Here is a 19,881-nt window from a genome sequence, read left to right on the forward strand (position 1 = left end):
AAACGCTCCTTTTCTATTCCTCGACCGAGCCTGTCACATACATGGTAAATGTAGCCCTTGTAAGGATTTTCTCTTCCTGATTAGTAATGACAACTTCCACCACCTTGGTCGTCTTGCCATTATGAACACACAATCCCTCAATCTTGAGTTGGTCAGACAAATGCCCTGCCTTAAGATAATTGATATTAGACTGAAGCGTCACCGCATAGTCACCTGTTGAAATGGCCACGAGTCCTGCGACCTGGTCACAAAGCGTAAACAAATAACCCCCATGAGCATTACCAAAATAATTCAGGGACTTCTCAACAACCTTAGTTGTCACGATGACATGTCCCGTTTCAAATAGTTCTTCTTGAAAATTCTCAAATACACGGATTTCATGTAGTTTGTCTTGCATAGCAAGCCCTCCTATTGTTGCTCATTCCATACCTAGTGAAATGACACGTCTTTATCTACTAGTATAACACGAAGTTCATAAAGGATAGTAAGCTTATTTGGCTAAGCTAATATCAACCTGAATATCTTCACGAAAAAGCTTCTTCACTCGGCAAAAATTATCCACAAAAGCCAAGAGTTCTTGCTCATTTTCCAAAATCAGATCCTCAGGTAAATGAATGGCAAGGGTAAAATGGTCTTCTTCATAGTTGGAATCAACCTGAATAGCAAGCTCCTCGATTCCCTGATATTTGGCAAAATAACTCTGTAGACACATGGTCACACAGGAAGCCAAGGCAATATTCACCAAACTCATCGGTGTTTCCCCATCTTCCGTATAGCCAAAAAGTTCCACAGGTGCTCCGTAACCCTCTGAAAGCGAATGGAAACGTTTGTCACCTTTAATTGTTGTTTGATACATCATGTCACCTCAATCTTTTTTTATTATTATAACAAAGAGAGCCTTAAGGACCGAGCTGAACGCTTTGAAATATCTATCAAAAGAAGAAAAAGCGTAAGGTCTTTTAGCTCTTATTTTCCAATAGATTAACCTTGTACAACACTGATATTACCGAGGGATTACAGTTGGGTAAAAACAACTGGAAGCGCTTTTAAAATTTCGTTTTTTCATTTAAAATGAATTTACTAAGAAAAAAGGGAGACTATTATGAAAACATTTTCTAAATTAACTTTAGCCTCTGTCTCAGTTCTTGCCTTGTTGACCTTAGCAGCATGTGGCAACTCTAAAGACAAAACTGACTCGTCATCTTCAGCACCATCATCAAGTAAGGTGACCAAAGAATCTTCTTCAACGGATTCAAGCGCTTCAGTAAAAGTCAACAAAGACGGATCAACTGAGGTCAGTGACGGAAACGGTAACTCAGCAAAAACAAACGGTAATAATACTGTCGAAGCCAACGATAGCGAAGGTAACAGCGCAACAGTTGGTCAAGATGGCTCAGTCGACGTTAATAGCCAAGACGGTACAAATGTCAAAGTTGGATCAGACGGGACTGTCTCAATTGGTAACTAAATAAGATAAAAAAGGCTAGCTAATCTGCTAGTCTATTTTTTAGGTTCAGATTGATGTAAACGCTTCCTGAAAGTGCTATAATAGGCGTGGAAATCCAAATTCAGGAGGTGAGACAATGAAAAATAAAATCGTCTTGGGATGTTTTGCTGCAGCGACTTGTGAGATTCTCTTTGGGCTCAGTTTTATCTTTACCAAATCTATTACAGCACAGGTCAGTGACCTGGCTTTGATCTCTTGGCGCTTTGTCACAGCCTTCCTTTTTATCAACCTCTATTTTCTCGTCAGTCGACGTCGGCTAAACATTAACGGTAGAAATCTTAAACCTCTGACACGTATTGCCATTCTCAATCCGATTATCTATTTTATTTGCGAAACGATTGGCATTCGTATGACGACTGCTTCTGAAAGCGGAGCCTTCCTCGCCTGTATCCCAGTCGTTGCCCTTATCATGTCCAGCCTAATTTTAAAAGAATGGCCTAGCCGTTGGCAAGTGGTCGGTGTCATCACAACCCTTGTCGGTATTATCATGGCTGTCTTTGCTGCTGGCGGTTCTACTCACTTCTCCCTTGTTGGCTACTTGATTCTAGGGCTAGCAGTCATCTCCTACGCCCTGTATTGCGTTGATGTTGAAAGGGCAAGTCAATTCACCAGCCTTGAGATTACCTATTTTATGCTTGCCAGTGGTTGCCTGACATTTGGACTCTTTGCACTCAGCCAAGGCTTTCTAGCTGGCTACTTAAAAGAACTCTTACTTCTTCCTTTGACCAATCCAAAATTTACAATCACTATCCTTTATCAAGGCTTGGGATGTAGTGTTCTGGGCTATTTGCTATCAAATTTTGCCATCGCCAATATCGGGGTTAACCGAACAGCTTCCTTCATTGGGATTTCGACAATTATATCTATTCTAGCTGCTGTTATTGTCTTAGGAGAGCCCTTCTCACATCTACAAATTTTTGCAGGAATTTTAGTCGTCTTGGGCGTCTATGTGGCCAATAAAAACTAAAACTCTCGGTAATCGATCTTCCGAGAGTTTTTTAGTCTTAATCAAGCTCTGTTTGAATCAAAACGACGAGTTCTTCCTCATTAGGAATACTACTTACCGCAGTCGGCACAGGTAAATCCTTATCTCCATAGCCCTTTATAATATGTGATAAAAACACAGATGCTTTCGTCATGGCAAGAGGCAAAGAATCTGCCCTAATGCTACGACCAAAGTCAGGAAAACTAATTTGATAACCTTCCTCAATCGTGTGAAAAATCGCCGGATATTCGTATAACATGTCTCTTCCCCCATTTCAATACTAGACTCCTCTATGATAGGATGAGTTGGAAAAGAAGTCAACCAAAAATCGATATATTGGGAAGCGAAACCATTCGAAACAATACAGCAAAGTTAAAATAAGGCTTGGTCCGTATTCAACTTGAGAAAGTGGCACCGATTCGGTGCTTTTTTGGTATACAAATAGTCCTTTGGATGATTCCAAAGGACTATTTATATCTCTACTATTTCTTGACCTCATCCAAAATCTCGATTACCTTATACAAATCTGGTTCTGTGATTTGGTAGGGAGCTTGTTCACGGACAATTGGTTTGGCACAAAAGGCGATACCAATGCCAGCTGTCTTAATCATAGGCAAATCATTGGCACCGTCACCCATTGCAATGGTTTGCGAGAGTTCGAGACCATTTTCTGACGCCCAATCCTTGAGTTTGGCTACCTTGACATCTTTGGTGACAATCTCACCATAAACCTTACCAGTTAAGACACCATCAACAACCTCTAGGTGATTAGCCTTGACATAATCGATTCCTGCTTCAGCTGCTAGTCTATCCACAGTCTCATGGAAGCCTCCAGAAACCAAGCCTACCTTAAAGCCACGGGCGTGAAGTTCATCCACAAGTTTCTTGGCTCCTTTGTTGAAATGAATACGAGCATAGACCTTATCAAATATACTCTCTGGCAATCCCTTGAGGGTCGCTACACGCTCATTTAAGGCCTGTCTAAAATCCAATTCTCCACGCATGGCACGCTCTGTGATTTCAGCAACTTCTTGACCAACGCCTGCTTCTTCTCCCAATAAATCGATAACTTCTTCTTGGACTAGCGTTGAATCTACGTCCATAACTAATAAACCTTTAACTTCTGACATAATTACCTCGATTCTTTGATGCCTATCTAAACCTACACTGGATTTAATTTTAATATGAAATGAAAAACGGACCTTACAAAAAATTCTGGACCCTAGTCCAGAATCTTTCTCTTACATACGAATTTGTTCGCGTGTCTTCTCGTAAGATGATACAAAACGATCTGTCACACCTGGTTCAACTGTTTCCAAGGCGTAAGAGATTTCTTCCAAAGATGCATCATAATCATGATCAACTTCAAACAATTTAAGTGCATGCTCAAAGCTGCTTTGAACAGCAGGTTCGAATGAACGGTAGCGGTTTGAGTATTGCAAGAGTTGCTCAGTCAAGGTTGCATTTTGAACAACCAAGTAGGCAGTCTCTTCCAAATGATCAATGGCATTTTTAGATGTTTCTGTCAAACGCATTACCGCATCGATATTGATACGTCCACGGCTGAGTTCATCCATAAGGGCCTCAATTTGTGCACTTGTTGAGAAGAAGACACTCAAGAAGGATTGAGGAATACCTGGAAGGTTACGTTTTTCCATGTAACGCTTGATAACATGTAATTTATTAACATAAACATCAAGCTCTTCACGTGCCTTAGCTTCGTTTTTCTCAATAGCCTGAAGTTTTTCAAAGACCTCAACCTGACCATTTTCAACAGCAGACAAGGTATTGAGACTCTTTTCAAAAACCTTTTCAAGTTCTGAGAAAGGTTTCACCTGAGTTTCAAAATTTTCAAGGGTTGGAAGCACAGCTGTCTCCACACCTGAGATATCAGATGCAAAGCTACGTACATCTGCTGCATAGGTTTCATCGAAAATGTAAGTCAACATGAGACGCTCAAGCTCTTCTTGAAGTTTCTTGTTGTTTTCTTTAGCATGCTTGAGATAATCTGGCAAAATTTTCTTTTGACGCATAACAACCTTGTATGATGCAATTTCACGTTCGAAAATGCTATATAAGTTGTCAATTTTTTCTTGAATCTCAGCGTTTTCTTCTTCCGCACGGTCCAAATCAAGAGAAACCAACTCACTTGAGTTTGAACGGATAGCTTCGCGAATTTCTTGGAAGCGACGTTCGATATTTTTTTCAGGGAAGTGATAATTTTGCTCAATCAACTTGCGGTAGCCAGACTCCAAATCATCCAACTGATCTGGGAAATCATCTTCCAACTTAGCTACAATAGCAGGGATCTTCTCTGAAATTTGACCCAATGCAATAGTGTGCTCTTCTGCACGGTCCAAGATGCTTGATGCCTCAACAGGGTCACCTGATGAGTTAAGCGTCACGAATTCTGCAAACTCAGCTTCAATGTTTTTAAGCTGTTTATTGATTTCGGTCATGGTAGAACCGAAATTATCAGAGTTTTCCTCGATTGAGTTTTGCAACTCTTCGTACAAGTCTAGTGCATGCTTAACGCGAGCACTGTTCTTTTCTTCTTGTTCTTTCAAGGTTGAGAGTGCTTCGCGGATAGACTTGATGTCTTCTTCCACAAGATCCAACTGACTCTCAATGTTATTAATTTCACCACTAGCCTTGAAGAAATGGAAGGTATCATTCATATTTTCAGCTTCGAAAATATGATTTTCAATATCTGCGAATGAATTTGTCGAGATATCTATCCATTTCTGATTCCATTCACGGAAGGTTGTCTGACTTTGTCCAATCAAGTGAAGCTTTTTGACTTCTTCAATTTCTTCATTGACTGGCAAGTCAAATAATCTTTGCTTGCGTTCTTCAAGCTCGGCAATCCGCGAATCATTTCGTTTTCTAATAAGAATACCGACTAAGTAAGCGATAATTACGAGCATAACTACCACTACAATCAGTAAAACAATTCCGCTAGACATAGTTTCTCCTTAATCGTCTATTATGTTCATAAATGTAGAATAACATTACGATTATATCATAGTTATCCTAGCATTGCACCCTTTTCTAAAAGAATATTAGATATCTAGAGTACTGTAAACGGCATTTTCTTCGATAAATTCGCGGCGAGGTTCAACCTTGTCTCCCATCAGCATATCGAAAATCTTATCTGCTTCTGCAGCATCATCCACAGAAACACGCGCCATCAAACGATTTTCAGGGTCCATGGTTGTTTCCCAAAGTTGGTGGTCATCCATTTCACCCAAACCTTTATAACGTTGTACCGTAGGTTTTGAACGTCCCACACTATACTTTTCAAGAGCAGCACGCAATTTGTCTTCTTGATCTGCACCAGGTTGGATATATTCTTTAATCTCAGAACCAACCTTAACCCCATAAATTGGTGGTTGAGCGATGTAGACATAGCCTGCTTCCAAGACTGGACGCATAAAGCGGTAAATCAAAGTCAGAAGCAAGGTACGGATGTGAGCCCCATCGACATCGGCATCGGTCATGATGACCAACTTGTGATAACGTGCCTTACTGACATCAAATTCAGCTCCAAAACCTGTTCCCATTGCTGTGAAGAGAGAACGAATTTCTTCATTGGCTAGAATCTTATCCATGCTAGCCTTTTCAACGTTCAGAATCTTACCTCGAATTGGCAGAATGGCTTGGAATTCACGGTTACGCCCTGACTTAGCAGAACCACCGGCTGAGTCCCCTTCGACAATGAAAAGTTCATTCATTTCGGCATTATTTGATGAACAGTCTGCCAACTTCCCTGGAAGGTTAGAAATTTCAAGCCCTGACTTCTTACGTGTCACTTCGCGGGCACGCTTAGCGGCGATACGGGCCTTAGAAGCCAAAATCCCTTTTTCAACAATCTTCTTAGCAATGGCAGGATTTTCCAAGAGGAAGCGACTTAGAGCCTCACTAAAGAGACGATTGGTAATCTTAACCACTTCAGAGTTTCCAAGCTTGGTCTTGGTTTGACCTTCAAACTGTGGATTTGGATGCTTGACAGAGATGATAGCAGTCAACCCTTCACGAACATCATCCCCAGTCAAATTATCATCTTTTTCTTTGAGAATCTTATTCTGACGCGCATAGTCATTAATGACACGCGTTAAGGCTGTACGGAAACCTTGTTCGTGGGTACCACCTTCATGGGTGTGAATGTTGTTAGCAAAACTCATCACCGTTTCATGATAGCCAGTCGTGTATTGCATAGCAACTTCAACCGAAATACCATCCATCTCACCATCAGTGTAGATAGGTTCATCAAAGATAACATCCTTGTTTTCATTGATGTATTTCACATAAGATGTGATACCACCTTCGTAGTGATAATGTTTCTCTTGTTCGAGACCCTCACGCTTATCTGTGATAGAGATACGGAGCCCCTTGTTCAAAAAGGCTAGCTCTTGGATACGTTTAGCCAATTTTCCAAAATCAAACTCGGTTGTCTCTTGGAAAATCTCTGGGTCTGGCGTAAAGTGAACAGTCGTACCATGTTTCTCTGTTTCACCAATTACTGCTAGATCTGCCACCACGACCCCACGTTTATACTCTTGGAAGTGGATATGGCCATTTTTATAAACCTTAACATCAAGTTGTGTTGAGAGGGCATTAACGACCGAAGAACCAACCCCGTGCAATCCACCAGAGACCTTATAACCGCCTCCGCCGAATTTACCACCAGCGTGAAGTACCGTAAAGACAGTTTCAACTGCAGGACGGCCAGTTTTCTCTTGGATATCGACTGGAATACCACGACCATCATCGACAACCGTGATAGAATTGTCCGGCTCAATAAAGACCTGAATATGAGTGGCGAAACCAGCCAAGGCCTCATCAATTGAGTTATCGACAATCTCCCATACCAAATGATGCAACCCTTCTTTTGAGGTTGATCCAATATACATACCTGGGCGCATACGTACCGCTTCAAGCCCCTCTAGGACTTGAATCTGGCTGGCATCATATTCTTGCGCTTTTTCTTCAAGATTTTTTAATTCATCAGTCATTTATGTCACAATCTCCAATAATGATTTATGGCCATCAACAAGCAAGGTATCCAGACCTGCTGCTCGACCAGCCTCTATATCTATCTGGCGGTCACCAATGACCAAGCCGTGTTTAATATCGTATTTGTTAATTAAATAAAGGAAACTATCTGGACTCGGCTTTCTAGCAAAGCCATTTTCAGAAGTTACAACCTCTGTAAAATAAGAGGCAATCTCTGCCTTATCAAGGATTTCTAGCACCAAGTGATTACGGTGGCTAACCAAAAAATTACGCCCACCCTCAGCCACAATCTTAGCTAGGACAGTCTTAGCACCTTCAAAAAAAACAGGTTCCTGTAAATGCTTGGCTTCCTCTTGCTTATATAGGGTTCGAAAATCAGCTATATCAGGCGCAAACATAGCAATGGCAGTGCTCGTTGATACCTTAAGGGCATCATAGACTGCTTGAGGTTCTGCTGTACGCTCAAATTGTTCTAAAGTTGCTAGAAAGGCTTGGGTTGATACCTGGTAATTATCCAACAAGGTACCACCCAAATCCCAGATATAATCTCCATAATTCATAACCTTAATTATAACATAAAAGGTCAGATTTTGCTTGTTTTTCACAGCTAAAAAGGCTTGGAAAACCTATCCAAACCTTAATTTTTTATTTCAGAATCAAACTTGCCACAATAGGACTAATAAAGACATATAGAATCCCTGTTACAGCGATTGAAAGTCCGCCCATAGCACCTGCAACCTGACCATATCTGAAGGCAGTTCCAGTACCTACAGCGTGTCCGGTCCCTCCGAGTGAAAGTCCGATAGCAACTGGATCCTTAATGCCAATCATTTTTAAAAAGACAGGACCCAAGACAGAGGTTAAGATACCCGTAATAACAACGACAACCAAGGTTACTGTCGTAATCCCCTGCATTTTTTCCGAAATTCCTACAGCCATGGCAGTCGTTACAGACTTAGGAAAGAGAGAGATGGCTAGGAAATAATCCATCCCAAAAAGCTTAGCAATCAAGGCCGTATAACTCGTATTTAAAACACAGGCAACAGTTGATCCAATTAGAATACTCTTATAGTGATGGCGCATGAGGTGTAGATTTTTATAAAAAGGAACTGCTAGCGCGACTGTTGAAGGTATAATCAAACTGTTAAGATAAGAGCCACCTACATAGTAATCCTTGTAGGAAATACCTGTATAGTGCAAAATGACGATAATCAAGGCAGTCGATACAAGAAGAGGCGTTGTCAAAGGATTAGGAAAACGGCGATAAATCAAAAGCCCTATTGTGTAAGCTAGTACAGAAAGTGTTAGCCCAAACAAGGGTGTATTAAAAAAATTAGCCACGTTTAACCTCCTCGTAATCACCTTCAAAATGTTTTTTGATGAAACCGACAACTACTGCAATTACTACAATATTAAGAACCAAGGCTCCCATAATAATCAAAATAATAGGGACAATATTCGCTGAAATAGCATTCCATCGTTCCATAATACCGACACCTGCTGGCAAAAATAGAATAGTCATATTGGCAATCAAAAACTCTGCTACTGCATGAATATGACGTAGACGAATCCACTTAAGCTGAAGAGCAATAAGAAGCAAGAATAAACCAATAATGCTTCCAGGAATAGGTAATTTGAAGAATGTTGAAATAGCTTCACCAATAACGGCAAACAAACAAATCAACATGAATTGAACGTAGTATTTCACGACTTGCCTCCTAGGTTTAATCACCTATTAGTCTACTCCTTTTTTTTTGAATTTCAAGAGTTTTCAGTAAATTCTTTTGAAAAATTGAGAGGTATAAATCAGCCTCTTTGAACATAAAAAAATCCAACCCTAAGGCTGGACTTTATCACAGATGCCACCACCGAGAATTGAACTCGGAACGGAGCATTACCATTGCTCTATTATACCATTTAACTATAGCGGCAACTGTTTTAATCTTACCATACTTCTATTTACTGTGGCAAGATTTTTTGCTTATTTTTTATAAATTTAAGTCTTGGTAAGGGGTACGGTAACCAACCTGTAAAACCTTACCATCTTTAATCAAGATAGGACGTTTAATCAACATACCATCTGAAGCCAAGAATTCAACAGCTTCATCAAGAGATAGGGTTGGCAACTTATCCTTTAGACCTAGAGAGCGGTAGGATTGACCACTCGTATTGAAGAATTTCTTAAGTTCTAAATCTGACCCTACCAAAAGCTCTTTTAAAAATTGAGCCGAAGGTGGATTTTCCTTAATATTAATAGATTCAACATCTAAACCTAACTGGTTAAGTTCTGCTTTCGCCTTACGGCAAGTGCTACATTTGGGATATTCATAAAAAGTGTACATGTTTTTCTCCTTTTTTCTAGCATAAGCTATCTCTCTGGGACTGTCAAACCTGATGTCTTCTAAACGCAATAGAAAACACTTGGCTTCTTCTCCTGCTGCATAATTACCTATCTGTCCACTGCTAGGTAAGACACGATGACAAGGGACCAGAATCAACCAAGGATTTTTACCAACAGCGGTTCCCACAGCCTGTGCGGATTTGCAGGAGATTTGCTGGCTAATCTGTCCATAGCTAATAGTCCGTCCATAAGGTATCTCCCCTAAAACTGACCAGACTTTTTGTTGAAAATCTGTCCCCCTATCAGCTAGAGGGAGGATATCTGGACTTGGATTATCCCCCTTAAAATAAGCCTCTAACCAATTCTTGGTTATTTTCAAGATAGAATTTGAGGTGTCTACTAGCTCCTCTTCCTTGATCCCTGCCTGAAAATGTTTTTGCCCTTCCAACCAAACACCATAAAGCGCTTGGTCACTTGCCACCAAGCACAAGCGTCCAATAGGAGATAAATAATACTGACGATAAAGCATGTCTTTATTATAACAAAAAAGACAGGAATCTCTTGTTCCTGCCAGTTTAACTCTTATTTTTTGCCTTTAATCAAACGCACACGTACGATATTGTCGCTAGCCTCAAACTTAGCAACCAATTCATCAATCTTTTCCTTATCGGTTTCATCAAGGTCAAGAAGCGTGTAGGCGTAATCACCCTTAGAACGGTTGATGATATTATCAATATTGATATTAAAATCAGAAACCGCAGTAGAGATACGAGCCACAATATTAGGCACGTTTTTATTAATCAAGGTGATACGGTATGGAGCACTCAAGGCCTGTTGCACACGTGGGAAGTTAACAGAGTTAACAATTTCACCTGTTTCCATAAAGCGACGGATAGTTTGACCTGCCATAATCGCACAGTTAAGTTCTGCTTCACCTGTTGAACCACCAACGTGTGGGAAGACTGTTACATTAGGTTTGTTAAGTAGGTCTTCTGTACCAAAGTCAGTGATATAACGTTTAACCACACCTGTTTCCAAAGCATCAAAGAGAGCATCATTATCTACCAACTCTGCACGGGCAAAGTTAATGATAGTTGTGCCTTTTTGCATGAGATTGAAGGCATCCGCATTGAAAGTCCCCTTCGTATCAGGTGTCAATGGGACGTGAACAGTGATGTAGTCACAGTTTTCAAAAATCTCTTTAAGATCAGAAACACGTTTTACATGGTGAGAGATATTCCAGGCAGCTTCAATAGAAACATATGGGTCGTAACCATAGACCTTCATTCCCAAACGGTAAGCATAATTGGCAATACGTGCACCAATCGCACCAAGCCCGATAACACCCAATGTCTTACCAGTAATCTCGCTACCTGCAAACTGTTTCTTACCTGCTTCAATTTGTTTAGGAACATCATCACCACTAAGTGTGTTAACCCAAGCATTGGCCGCAATATAGTCACGTGCTGAGAGTAAGATAGAGGCCAAAACAGCTTCTTTAACAGCGTTAGCATTGGCACCTGGAGTATTGAAGACAACAATTCCTTTTTCAGTTGCTTCGTCAACTGGGATATTGTTAGTACCTGCACCAGCACGCGCAATAGCTTTCAAGTTGTCAGGAAAAACAGTGTCATGGAGATTTTGACTACGAATGATATAGGCATCCGGATTTTTCGCTAAATCACCATCAATTTGGAAATGATTTCCAAGTTCCTTCAAACCAATCTGGTTAATATTGTTATACGTTTTTACACTAAATACCATAATTTTATTCCTCTTAAATCAATGTATCCCGTGGTGAGCTGCTTCATCAAGTTCTTGATAAAAGGCCTTCTCTCGCTTAGTTTTGATTTTCTGATAAGCAAGACGTTCACCATCAATAGGAACCTTGCCACAATAGACATAGCCAAGCTTCTCCAAAATATGCTGCATGACAGTATTCTTTTCATGCGTATCGCAACGGAAATCATGAGCATCAGTCCCCTCAATAAGACCTTGAATGAAGGTTTGAGCAATACCCTGGCCCGAAAATTCACTTAAAACGGCGATTCTATGAAAAGTAATGTAGCGCTTATTGTGGTGTTTCCAGTCCCCGTCATAGATTTTGTCGTAAGCAGGGTCTCCATCAACAATCACCGCAGCATAAGAAACGATTTGACCATCAACAATTCCTACATAGGCCTGCCCATTAAGGACATCGTCAAAGATAGTTTCTTCAGTAGGGTAACCATCAGCTCCTTGCCATTGGGTACTCCCCGCTTCTGCTAAAGCAGTTCTAGCACTCTCAATCACAGTCATGATAGCCCCAATTTCATTTGGGAAGGCTTGTCTAATTTCCATCTCTTTACCTAATCATTTATTTTCGGCTTCAAATTTCTTCATAAAGTCAATCAAGTCAAGTACACCCTGACGTGGGAATGCATTATAAACACTAGCACGCATACCACCTACTGAACGGTGTCCTTTGATATTCTTGAAACCAAGAGCATCTGCTTCTGCTACAAATTTAGCATCCAACTCTTTACTTGGTGTTACAAATGGGATATTGCAGACAGAACGATTCTTGGCATCTTTGACAGGATTTGTGTAGAAATCAGATGATTCAATATAATCGTAGAGAAGACCTGATTTCTCACGTTGAATTTCAGCCATCTTGTCCACGCCACCAATTTCATTTTTAACCCAGTCAAAGACGAGTTTTGAAATATAGATGTTGAAACATGGTGGTGTATTGTAAAGTGATCCTGCTTCAGCTTGAATACGGTAATCCAACATGGCAGACAATTGTGGTTGGTCGTTAAGGAAGTCTTCACGAACGATAACCACTGTCACCCCAGCAGGTCCAATATTTTTCTGAGCACCAGCATAGATAAGGGCAAAGTCCTCAACATTGTAACGAGCAGCCAAAATATTTGAAGACATATCAGCTACAATTGGCACACCATTAGTATCAGGCAAATCGTAGATAGATGTTCCTTCAATGGTATTGTTCGTTGTCAAGTGAACATAAGCAGCTTCTGGATCAATTGTTGCTGGGTCAAAGCTTGGGATGTGATCGTAAACAGTTTCTTCTGAAGAGGCCAAAAGAATTGGTTCAAAAGGAATAGTTTTTGAAAGTTTAACAGCTTCTGTATAAGCTTTTTTACCCCATGAACCACCTACAAGGTAGTAAGCTTTCTTACCTTGAGCGAGGTTAAGTGGGACCATTGTAAATTGTGTCGAAGCGCCACCTTGCAAGAAAATAACCTTATAGTTATCAGGAATGGCCATAAGCTCACGAAGTGTCGCTTCCGCATCTTTAACGATTTTGTCAAATTCTGGAGAACGGTGGGACATTTCTAGCACGGACATACCGGAATCTTGATAGTTAAGCAATTCAGCTTGGGCTTTTTCAAGCACTGGTTTTGGTAATGTAGCAGGTCCTGCTGAGAAATTATAAATTGTCATAAAGACACCTCCAAAATTTTAATGGTCCTATTATAGCGAATTTTCTGAATATTGTAAAGTGTTAACAGTAAAAAACGAACGGGATTAACCGCTCGCCTCAAAAAAGTTAGGTATTTTATGTATATTTTCATCAGTAATTGATTTTAGTATCCGTTTATTTTTGCTTAAGAAAATAGGCTGCCCCAATTAGATTAGCTCCATTATGATGATGACAAGCAACAATCTCGGGACGTTTAATAATTTTACCGATAAAGTCAATCTCATGGTGAACCTTATCAAACTGGCGGTTGACCTCCTCGATAAGAATCGGCTGGGCTGAAATGCCACCTCCAATAACAAAGGTTTCCATATCAAAGATAGTTTGAAGATTCAAAATGGTAATGGCTAGGTTACGGCAATAGCTTTCAAAAAGCGGATAGACTGTTTTATCTCCTTCATTTATGGCCTTAAATGCGGCTAAACCATCCTTTAAATCTGAGTTACCTAGCACTTCATTTACCTTGGTAATTAAACCGACAGCCGACAAAGTCATGCCTCGCATCAATGAAGGATCAACTTTTTCCATTTGAACTGGTAACAGAAAGGTCAACTCACCCGCTTGAAAATGACTTCCTTGAAAAAGTTTACCATTAATAATAAATCCACCACCTAGACCTGAACCCAAAACAAGAGCTGCACCATTGGCCACTCCTTGCAAATGACCTGTAGCTAGCTCTGCCAAGGCCGCTGCTTTACCATCATTAAGAGCCATCACAGGCAGATGGTACTTGGCTTCGAGGACCTCTTTAATACGAAAGCCGTGGAAGAACCTCAATAAGCCACCATGATAAATCACACCTTCCTCAGTATCAACCGTCCCTGGAACACTAATTGCTATACCTGATAAGTCTACTTCAACTGAAGTAACTATCTGATCAATCACGTCAATAGCTTGTTCTAAGTTTTGTGGGGATGACTGCGTCGGCAGACTCTTTTCAATGGCGAACTGCTCCGAAACAAGTGCTGACTTCACCTGTGTTCCCCCAAAATCAATCGCTAAAATCGTCATAAGCATCCTCCACAGATTGTTTTTCGTCATTATAACACAAAAGAGCAAAAACTAGAAAAAACGGTTCCAAAATGCTATCATAAACTTACAGAATTAGATAAAAGGAGTTATCTCACATGACTAAATTTCTACACACTTGTGTCCGTGTCAAGGACCTAGAAGCCTCACTTAAATTCTATAAAGAAGCTCTTGGTTTCAAAGAAGCTCGTCGCAATGATTTTCCAGAATATAAGTTCACCCTTGTCTACTTGCAACTCGAAGATGATCCTGATTACGAGTTGGAATTAACCTACAACTACGACCATGAAGCTTATGATCTCGGAGATGGATACGGGCATATCGCCGTTGGTGTTGATGACCTAGAAGCTACACACCAAGCTCACAAAGAGGCTGGCTATACTGTCACAGACCTCTCAGGTCTTCCTGGTAAACCAAAAATGTACTACTTTATCACTGATCCAGATGGCTATAAGATTGAAGTTATTCGTTTGACGCAATTCCTAGAAAAATAAAACAAAAAAAGTCAGATTGTATAGATCTGGCTTCTTTTTGTGCTTAATTTTTATTATCTGTCTTTAAGGCTGACAAAATTTGGGTACGAATATCATCCACACCGTTTGGATTATTTGGTAGGAATAAGGTTTGATTGCCTTTAGCCGCAAAAGTATTAAGGGTATCTAGATATTGGTTAGTCAAGAGAATAGACATAATCTGCTCTTCAGACATACCCACATTGGCCTCTTTAAGTTCTGCGATAGATTCAGCCAATCCATCAACGATTGCCTTACGTTGTTGGGCAATACCGACCCCGTGAAGACGATCTTTTTCAGCTTCGGCTTCAGCTGCTGTAACAATCTTGATCTTATCAGCTTCTGCCAATTCTTGAGCTGCGACACGCTTACGTTGGGCAGCATTGATTTCGTTCATAGACTGTTTAACTTCAGCATCTGGTTCAACTTTGGTAATCAAAGTCTTAACAATGATATACCCATAAGTTGTCATTTCTTCAGCCACTTGGTGTTGAACCTCAAGGGCAATTTCATCTTTCTTCTCAAAGAGTTCATCGAGCGTCAATTTAGGAACTGATGAACGGAGAGCATCCTCAATGTATGATTTAATTTGAGCTTCTGGACGCATGAGTTTATAGTAAGCATCTGTAACATTTTGCTCATTAACACGATATTGAGTAGCCACATTCATCATGACAAAGACATTATCCTTTGTCTTAGTCTCAACCACAATCTCACTTTGAAGCAAACGTAATTGAATACGAGCGGCAATTTTATCGATACCAAATGGTAAACGCATATGAATCCCACTCGTTGCAATTTTTTGATAACGTCCAAAACGTTCAACGATAGCCACTGACTGTTGACGTACAACGTAAAGCATACTAATGAGAATTCCCAAAATAATCAGGAAGGAAAACAGTAAAAAGAGAAGTGCTGCTTGCATGTTAAGTCCTCCAAAATAAACATTAAAAATTTCTTTGCTTTATTATAGCACAGCAATACAATTTTTCAAGAAAAATAGTATGGCTCATTTGAAATAGTGTAAAAGAGACACTTTCTTTATCGCTTATGTGTTAGCACTCCTGAAAACTTGGAAACTCCTGTTAGTCGAGAAATTTGTCCGCAATAGGCGAGACTTTTCGATGTAAGAAAAAGGCTGAAACGATTGCGTTTCAGCCTCTTAGTATTTTCGAAAATAAAATCGTTGGAAGAATCATTCTAGATGGCATCTAAAACTCAAATCTCAAAAGACTTATTTACGATACATCTTGACTTGAAGGTAAATATCGTTATAGATTCCTAGCCATTTTTGTCCCAAGTTGTTATAGACTTCAAGGTTTTTAATGGTTGATTCTGAGGGATAAAAGGCTTTATCATCAGTGATACTCTTTGGAAGCAAGGCTTTAGCTGCTTGGTTAGGTGTGGCATAACCGATATATTCAGCATTTTTGGCTGCATTTTCTGGTTTAAGCATGAAATTGATAAAGGCATAGGCCTCTTTTTCATGCTTTACAGTCTTAGGAATCACCAGATTATCAAACCAAAGATTTGAGCCTTCAGATGGGACAACATAACGTAGGTCCTCATTTTTATCAAGCATCTCACTAGCTTCCCCTGAGAAGGTTACTCCAATGGCCGCATCACCTTGAACCATGTAGCCCTTCATCTCGTCACCAACAATAGCCTTGATATTTGGTGTTAGACTATTAAGTTTAGTTTCAGCCAAACGTAATTCAGTCATGTTCTTCGTATTCAAGCTATATCCCAGGCTATTCAGTGAGAAACCAAGGACTTCACGCGCGCCATCCACAAGCATAATCTGATTTTTGTAATCTGGTGACCAAAGATCATCCCAGTGCTGTGGTGCTTTTTTCACCAATTTTGTATTATAAACAATGCCGACAGTTCCCCAGAAATAAGGGATGGAATAGTCATTGTGAGGGTCAAAACTAAGTCCTTTAAAGCTTGAGCCAATCTGGTCAAAACCTTTGATTTTAGATTTATCCAACTTCACCAAAAGGTCTTCCTTAACCATTTTATCAATAGTATAGTCTGACGGCACAGCGATATCGTAGGTTGTTCCGCCCTGCTTAATCTTGGTATACATGGCTTCATTGGAATCAAAGGTTTCGTACTGAACCTTGATGCCCGTTTCTTTTGTAAACTTGGTCAGGAGGTCTGGGTCAATATAATCACCCCAGTTATAGATAACTAATTTGTCCGACACATTTCCTGTACGACTCTGCATGTAGGCAGAGATGCCCCAAAGGAAGAAGATAATGGCTAAAATACCTGCCAGAAATTGATAGAGTCTACGCATCCTGCTCCTCCTTCTCCTTGGTAATCGCATAATAACCTATAACTAAAAGAATAGAGAATAGGAAAACAACAGTTGACAAGGCATTAATTTCCAGAGAAATCCCCTTACGTGCACGTGAGTAAATTTCCACAGCAAGTGTTGAAAAACCATTCCCCGTTACAAAGAAGGTTACGGCAAAGTCATCCAATGAATAGGTAAAGGCCATGAAATAACCAGCAATAATACCAGGTGTCAAGTATGGCAACATAACCTCTCGTAACATCTGCCATTGAGTTGCACCTAGGTCATAAGCGGCATTCACCATATCTCGATTCATTTCCTTAAGGCGTGGCAACACCATGAGAACCACGATTGGGATTGAAAAGGCAATGTGACTCAATAAGACAGATACAAAGCCTAGTTGGAAACCAATCAAGGTGAAGAGAATCAAGAAACTAGCACCAATCATGACGTCCGGTGCAACCATGAGCACGTTATTTAGAGATAAAATCCCAGTCTGTTGCTTTTGTTTACTCTCGTAGATAAAGATAGACCCAAAGGTACCAATAATCGTTGCCAGAAGAGCGCTAAGGAAAGCTAAAAAGAAGGTTTGAGCCAGGATTAACATAAGTCGGCTATCTGAAAACATGCTCTGATAGTTATCCAGAGTAAAACCTGTGAAACTATTCATATCGCCACCACTATTGAAAGAATAGGCGATTAAATAAAAGATTGGCAGGTAAAGGATAACAAAGACAAGAGCTAAATAGAGATTTGCAAATTTTTTCATTGACGTCTCTCCTTTGTTAACCACATTGTCGCAATCATAGCAACAATAAGAACAACACCAATGGTTGCCCCCATTCCCCAGTTTTGTGTCGTGAGGAAGTGCTGTTCGATAGCTGTCCCTAGGGTGATAACTCGGTTACCACCAATCAAGCGTGTCAGCATAAAGAGGCTGAGACTAGGAATGAAGACCGACTGGACACCAGAGCGTACCCCATTAAGCGATAAGGGAAAAATAACCTTGGTAAAGGTCTGCCAATCATTGGCTCCCAAATCTTTACTTGCATTCACAATATTTTCATCCAAATCATCCAGTGCATTGAAAATCGGTAGAATCATAAAAGGAATTTCAATGTAGCTAGCTACGAAAATAAAGGAGAAGTCCGTAAAGAGGATTTGCATGGGTGCAATCCCAAAGAAACCAAGAAAGGCATTGATACCACCTTGTTGGCCAAAAATCCCCATAAAAGCATAGGCTTTCAGAAGGAGATTGACCCAGGTTGGCAAAATGACCAACATTAACCAAAGTTGCTTATGCTTCAGTCTGGTTAAGAGATATGCCGTCGGATAAGAGATAAGGAGAGTTACTAGAGTAATGATGGCTGCATAAAGAACCGAGTTAAAACTCATCCTTAAGTAAGTCCAACTGGAAAAGAAGGTGCCATAATTATCCAATGTAAAGTTGCCACTGATATCAAAGAAAGACTGATAGAGTAGCATGAGCACTGGAGCAACCACGAAGAGTAGGAGCCAAAGGAGGTAAGGTACCGAGAAGAGGCTAGCTGTTTTCTTCATAGCGCTCCTCCTCAATGGCATTAATCAAGCCATCTTCATGTTCTTCCACTTCCACATATTCTTCAATACGTGCATCGAACTCTTCTTCTGTCTCATTAAGACGCATGATATGAATATCCTCAGGCGTAAAATCAAGACCGATAATCTCACCCTCAATCGCCTTACGGGTTGAATGAATCATCCATTCATTGCCAAGATTGTCATAGGCAATGATTTCATAGTGGACCCCACGGAAGAGCTGAGTTTCCACGCGAACTTGCAATTTACCTTCCTCAGGAAGTGTAATCTGCAAATCTTCAGGACGAATAACCACTTCGACAGGTTCGTTAGGACGCATTCCTCCATCGACAGATTCAAAACGTTTCCCATTGAACTCAACCAAATAGTCCTCAATCATAACACCTGGGAGGATGTTAGATTCTCCAATAAAGGTTGCAACAAAGTGATTAATAGGTTCGTCATAGATATCAACCGGAGTTCCTGATTGAACAATTTCACCATCGTTCATAACAAAAATCCAATCCGACATGGCCAAGGCTTCTTCTTGGTCGTGGGTAACAAAGACAAAGGTAATCCCTAGACGTTGCTGCAATTCGCGCAACTCGTATTGCATTTCAGTACGTAGCTTCAAATCTAGTGCTGACAAGGGCTCATCCAAAAGGACCACACGTGGTTGGTTAATAATCGCACGGGCAATGGCCACACGTTGACGTTGACCACCTGATAATTTTTGAATTGAGCGTTTTTGATAACCATTGAGTTGAACCATCTTTAAGGCTTCTTCTACACGCTCTTCGATTTCCTTTTTAGGCACCTTTTTCAATTTAAGGGCAAAAGCCACATTGTCAAAGACATTCATATGTGGAAAGAGGGCATAAGATTGGAAAACGGTGTGGACATCCCTTTTATTGATAGGAATATCATTGATACGCTTTCCATCCAAAAGGACGTCACCACTGGTCGCATCTAAGAGACCTGCAATGATGTTCAAAATTGTTGATTTACCAGAACCAGAAGCCCCAAGTAGGGTATAGAACTTACCTTCTTCTAGTTCAAAGTTGATGTCTTTTAAAACTTGTGTGCCACTGTCTTCAAACACTTTTGAGACGTTTCGAAAGGCAATAATCGGATTAGTCAATTGTCAT

Annotated in this window: 22 protein-coding genes, 1 tRNA gene and 1 pseudogene; 3 read left to right on the forward strand and 21 right to left on the reverse strand. The window is 40.4% G+C overall.

From position 1 onward, the window contains the following. Positions 1–13: 13 nt before the first annotated feature. Together HMPREF3112_RS01840 and HMPREF3112_RS01845 are read right to left on the reverse strand one after the other, a co-directional pair. Positions 14–397, reverse strand: a complete 384-nt coding sequence (locus HMPREF3112_RS01840; protein WP_021143776.1) for a PaaI family thioesterase — start codon at positions 395–397, stop codon at positions 14–16. A 93-nt stretch (positions 398–490) separates the two neighbouring features. Continuing rightward, positions 491–856, reverse strand: coding sequence for an OsmC family protein (locus HMPREF3112_RS01845; protein ID WP_070437737.1), 366 nt, complete (start codon positions 854–856; stop codon positions 491–493). Positions 857–1,102: 246 nt separating this feature from the next. Between HMPREF3112_RS01845 and HMPREF3112_RS01850 the strand changes: the two genes are divergently transcribed. Continuing rightward, positions 1,103–1,468 carry a hypothetical protein gene (locus HMPREF3112_RS01850; protein ID WP_038676574.1) on the forward strand — a complete coding sequence of 122 codons (366 nt, stop codon included), beginning with the start codon at positions 1,103–1,105 and terminating at the stop codon, positions 1,466–1,468. 115 nt (positions 1,469–1,583) lie between these two features. Further along, positions 1,584–2,474, forward strand: a complete 891-nt coding sequence (locus HMPREF3112_RS01855; RefSeq protein ID WP_070437740.1) for a DMT family transporter — start codon at positions 1,584–1,586, stop codon at positions 2,472–2,474. A gap of 37 nt (positions 2,475–2,511) precedes the next feature. Here the strand turns inward: HMPREF3112_RS01855 and HMPREF3112_RS01860 are convergent, their stop codons facing one another. The 14 genes and pseudogenes from HMPREF3112_RS01860 to HMPREF3112_RS01925 form a co-directional block, all read right to left on the reverse strand. Next, positions 2,512–2,751 carry a hypothetical protein gene (locus tag HMPREF3112_RS01860; protein WP_037602882.1) on the reverse strand — a complete coding sequence of 80 codons (240 nt, stop codon included), beginning with the start codon at positions 2,749–2,751 and terminating at the stop codon, positions 2,512–2,514. Positions 2,752–2,974: 223 nt separating this feature from the next. Beyond that, a complete protein-coding gene (gene serB / locus HMPREF3112_RS01865) occupies positions 2,975–3,622 on the reverse strand; it encodes a phosphoserine phosphatase SerB (protein ID WP_038676578.1) in 648 nt (215 codons plus the stop codon). 111 nt (positions 3,623–3,733) lie between these two features. Further along, positions 3,734–5,458, reverse strand: coding sequence for a septation ring formation regulator EzrA (ezrA, locus tag HMPREF3112_RS01870; RefSeq protein WP_038676580.1), 1,725 nt, complete (start codon positions 5,456–5,458; stop codon positions 3,734–3,736). A gap of 96 nt (positions 5,459–5,554) precedes the next feature. Next, positions 5,555–7,507 (reverse strand): DNA topoisomerase (ATP-hydrolyzing) subunit B, encoded by a 1,953-nt coding sequence (gene gyrB / locus HMPREF3112_RS01875; protein ID WP_037601635.1) that lies wholly within the window; start codon positions 7,505–7,507, stop codon positions 5,555–5,557. Next, positions 7,508–8,068, reverse strand: a complete 561-nt coding sequence (locus HMPREF3112_RS01880; protein WP_070438007.1) for an HAD-IA family hydrolase — start codon at positions 8,066–8,068, stop codon at positions 7,508–7,510. Between the two features lie 85 nt (positions 8,069–8,153). Next, a complete protein-coding gene (locus HMPREF3112_RS01885) occupies positions 8,154–8,849 on the reverse strand; it encodes an LrgB family protein (protein ID WP_002884772.1) in 696 nt (231 codons plus the stop codon). Then, complete coding sequence (locus HMPREF3112_RS01890; RefSeq protein ID WP_002884266.1) at positions 8,842–9,216, reverse strand: CidA/LrgA family protein; 375 nt, start codon at positions 9,214–9,216, stop codon at positions 8,842–8,844. Before HMPREF3112_RS01890 ends, HMPREF3112_RS01885 begins: the two co-directional genes overlap by 8 nt. A 152-nt stretch (positions 9,217–9,368) precedes the next feature. Further along, positions 9,369–9,439 (reverse strand) — tRNA-Thr (locus tag HMPREF3112_RS01895). 57 nt (positions 9,440–9,496) lie between these two features. After that, on the reverse strand, positions 9,497–9,850 hold the full coding sequence (locus tag HMPREF3112_RS11225) for an arsenate reductase family protein (protein ID WP_037602940.1): 354 nt from the start codon (positions 9,848–9,850) through the stop codon (positions 9,497–9,499). A gap of 42 nt (positions 9,851–9,892) precedes the next feature. After that, positions 9,893–10,378 (reverse strand): annotated as a pseudogene (locus HMPREF3112_RS11230) (methylated-DNA--[protein]-cysteine S-methyltransferase); the annotation flags it as partial. 53 nt (positions 10,379–10,431) lie between these two features. Next, complete coding sequence (locus HMPREF3112_RS01910; RefSeq protein ID WP_037602873.1) at positions 10,432–11,613, reverse strand: 3-phosphoglycerate dehydrogenase family protein; 1,182 nt, start codon at positions 11,611–11,613, stop codon at positions 10,432–10,434. 18 nt (positions 11,614–11,631) lie between these two features. Continuing rightward, positions 11,632–12,189, reverse strand: a complete 558-nt coding sequence (locus HMPREF3112_RS01915; protein ID WP_037602870.1) for a GNAT family N-acetyltransferase — start codon at positions 12,187–12,189, stop codon at positions 11,632–11,634. 12 nt (positions 12,190–12,201) lie between these two features. Next, complete coding sequence (gene serC / locus HMPREF3112_RS01920) at positions 12,202–13,296, reverse strand: 3-phosphoserine/phosphohydroxythreonine transaminase (RefSeq protein ID WP_002884688.1); 1,095 nt, start codon at positions 13,294–13,296, stop codon at positions 12,202–12,204. A 154-nt stretch (positions 13,297–13,450) separates the two neighbouring features. Continuing rightward, a complete protein-coding gene (locus HMPREF3112_RS01925) occupies positions 13,451–14,344 on the reverse strand; it encodes an ROK family protein (RefSeq protein ID WP_022496813.1) in 894 nt (297 codons plus the stop codon). 116 nt (positions 14,345–14,460) lie between these two features. Here HMPREF3112_RS01925 and HMPREF3112_RS01930 point away from each other — a divergent pair, with 116 nt between their 5' ends. Next, entirely contained in the window at positions 14,461–14,856 is a 396-nt protein-coding gene (locus HMPREF3112_RS01930; RefSeq protein ID WP_002884456.1) for a lactoylglutathione lyase, read from the forward strand. 43 nt (positions 14,857–14,899) lie between these two features. Here the strand turns inward: HMPREF3112_RS01930 and HMPREF3112_RS01935 are convergent, their stop codons facing one another. The 5 genes from HMPREF3112_RS01935 to HMPREF3112_RS01955 all read right to left on the reverse strand — a co-directional run bounded on the left by HMPREF3112_RS01935 (position 14,900) and on the right by HMPREF3112_RS01955 (position 19,874). Next, positions 14,900–15,799 (reverse strand): SPFH domain-containing protein, encoded by a 900-nt coding sequence (locus HMPREF3112_RS01935; RefSeq protein WP_004183097.1) that lies wholly within the window; start codon positions 15,797–15,799, stop codon positions 14,900–14,902. A gap of 309 nt (positions 15,800–16,108) precedes the next feature. Further along, on the reverse strand, positions 16,109–17,176 hold the full coding sequence (locus tag HMPREF3112_RS01940; protein ID WP_037602867.1) for an ABC transporter substrate-binding protein: 1,068 nt from the start codon (positions 17,174–17,176) through the stop codon (positions 16,109–16,111). Next, on the reverse strand, positions 17,169–17,945 hold the full coding sequence (locus HMPREF3112_RS01945) for an ABC transporter permease (protein WP_002884421.1): 777 nt from the start codon (positions 17,943–17,945) through the stop codon (positions 17,169–17,171). The genes HMPREF3112_RS01940 and HMPREF3112_RS01945 overlap by 8 nt, the downstream gene beginning before the upstream one ends. Further along, positions 17,942–18,736 (reverse strand): ABC transporter permease, encoded by a 795-nt coding sequence (locus HMPREF3112_RS01950; RefSeq protein ID WP_002884253.1) that lies wholly within the window; start codon positions 18,734–18,736, stop codon positions 17,942–17,944. Before HMPREF3112_RS01950 ends, HMPREF3112_RS01945 begins: the two co-directional genes overlap by 4 nt. After that, positions 18,720–19,874 (reverse strand): ABC transporter ATP-binding protein, encoded by a 1,155-nt coding sequence (locus tag HMPREF3112_RS01955; RefSeq protein ID WP_002884517.1) that lies wholly within the window; start codon positions 19,872–19,874, stop codon positions 18,720–18,722. The genes HMPREF3112_RS01950 and HMPREF3112_RS01955 overlap by 17 nt, the downstream gene beginning before the upstream one ends. Positions 19,875–19,881: the final 7 nt, after the last annotated feature.

Origin of the sequence: Streptococcus sp. HMSC10E12 (genome assembly GCF_001807855.1) — a bacterium.
GTDB lineage: Bacteria > Bacillota > Bacilli > Lactobacillales > Streptococcaceae > Streptococcus > Streptococcus salivarius.

What these genes read in the sequence shown, in the direction of transcription:
- HMPREF3112_RS01840 (WP_021143776.1), bottom strand. Translation starts at nt 397, where the DNA reads ATGCAAGACAAACTACATGAAATCCGTGTATTTGAGAATTTTCAAGAA.
- HMPREF3112_RS01845 (WP_070437737.1), bottom strand. Translation starts at nt 856, where the DNA reads ATGTATCAAACAACAATTAAAGGTGACAAACGTTTCCATTCGCTTTCA.
- HMPREF3112_RS01850 (WP_038676574.1), top strand. Translation starts at nt 1,103, where the DNA reads ATGAAAACATTTTCTAAATTAACTTTAGCCTCTGTCTCAGTTCTTGCC.
- HMPREF3112_RS01855 (WP_070437740.1), top strand. Translation starts at nt 1,584, where the DNA reads ATGAAAAATAAAATCGTCTTGGGATGTTTTGCTGCAGCGACTTGTGAG.
- HMPREF3112_RS01860 (WP_037602882.1), bottom strand. Translation starts at nt 2,751, where the DNA reads ATGTTATACGAATATCCGGCGATTTTTCACACGATTGAGGAAGGTTAT.
- serB (WP_038676578.1), bottom strand. Translation starts at nt 3,622, where the DNA reads ATGTCAGAAGTTAAAGGTTTATTAGTTATGGACGTAGATTCAACGCTA.
- ezrA (WP_038676580.1), bottom strand. Translation starts at nt 5,458, where the DNA reads ATGTCTAGCGGAATTGTTTTACTGATTGTAGTGGTAGTTATGCTCGTA.
- gyrB (WP_037601635.1), bottom strand. Translation starts at nt 7,507, where the DNA reads ATGACTGATGAATTAAAAAATCTTGAAGAAAAAGCGCAAGAATATGAT.
- HMPREF3112_RS01880 (WP_070438007.1), bottom strand. Translation starts at nt 8,068, where the DNA reads ATGAATTATGGAGATTATATCTGGGATTTGGGTGGTACCTTGTTGGAT.
- HMPREF3112_RS11225 (WP_037602940.1), bottom strand. Translation starts at nt 9,850, where the DNA reads ATGTACACTTTTTATGAATATCCCAAATGTAGCACTTGCCGTAAGGCG.
- HMPREF3112_RS01910 (WP_037602873.1), bottom strand. Translation starts at nt 11,613, where the DNA reads ATGGTATTTAGTGTAAAAACGTATAACAATATTAACCAGATTGGTTTG.
- HMPREF3112_RS01915 (WP_037602870.1), bottom strand. Translation starts at nt 12,189, where the DNA reads ATGGAAATTAGACAAGCCTTCCCAAATGAAATTGGGGCTATCATGACT.
- serC (WP_002884688.1), bottom strand. Translation starts at nt 13,296, where the DNA reads ATGACAATTTATAATTTCTCAGCAGGACCTGCTACATTACCAAAACCA.
- HMPREF3112_RS01925 (WP_022496813.1), bottom strand. Translation starts at nt 14,344, where the DNA reads ATGACGATTTTAGCGATTGATTTTGGGGGAACACAGGTGAAGTCAGCA.
- HMPREF3112_RS01930 (WP_002884456.1), top strand. Translation starts at nt 14,461, where the DNA reads ATGACTAAATTTCTACACACTTGTGTCCGTGTCAAGGACCTAGAAGCC.
- HMPREF3112_RS01935 (WP_004183097.1), bottom strand. Translation starts at nt 15,799, where the DNA reads ATGCAAGCAGCACTTCTCTTTTTACTGTTTTCCTTCCTGATTATTTTG.
- HMPREF3112_RS01940 (WP_037602867.1), bottom strand. Translation starts at nt 17,176, where the DNA reads ATGCGTAGACTCTATCAATTTCTGGCAGGTATTTTAGCCATTATCTTC.
- HMPREF3112_RS01945 (WP_002884421.1), bottom strand. Translation starts at nt 17,945, where the DNA reads ATGAAAAAATTTGCAAATCTCTATTTAGCTCTTGTCTTTGTTATCCTT.
- HMPREF3112_RS01950 (WP_002884253.1), bottom strand. Translation starts at nt 18,736, where the DNA reads ATGAAGAAAACAGCTAGCCTCTTCTCGGTACCTTACCTCCTTTGGCTC.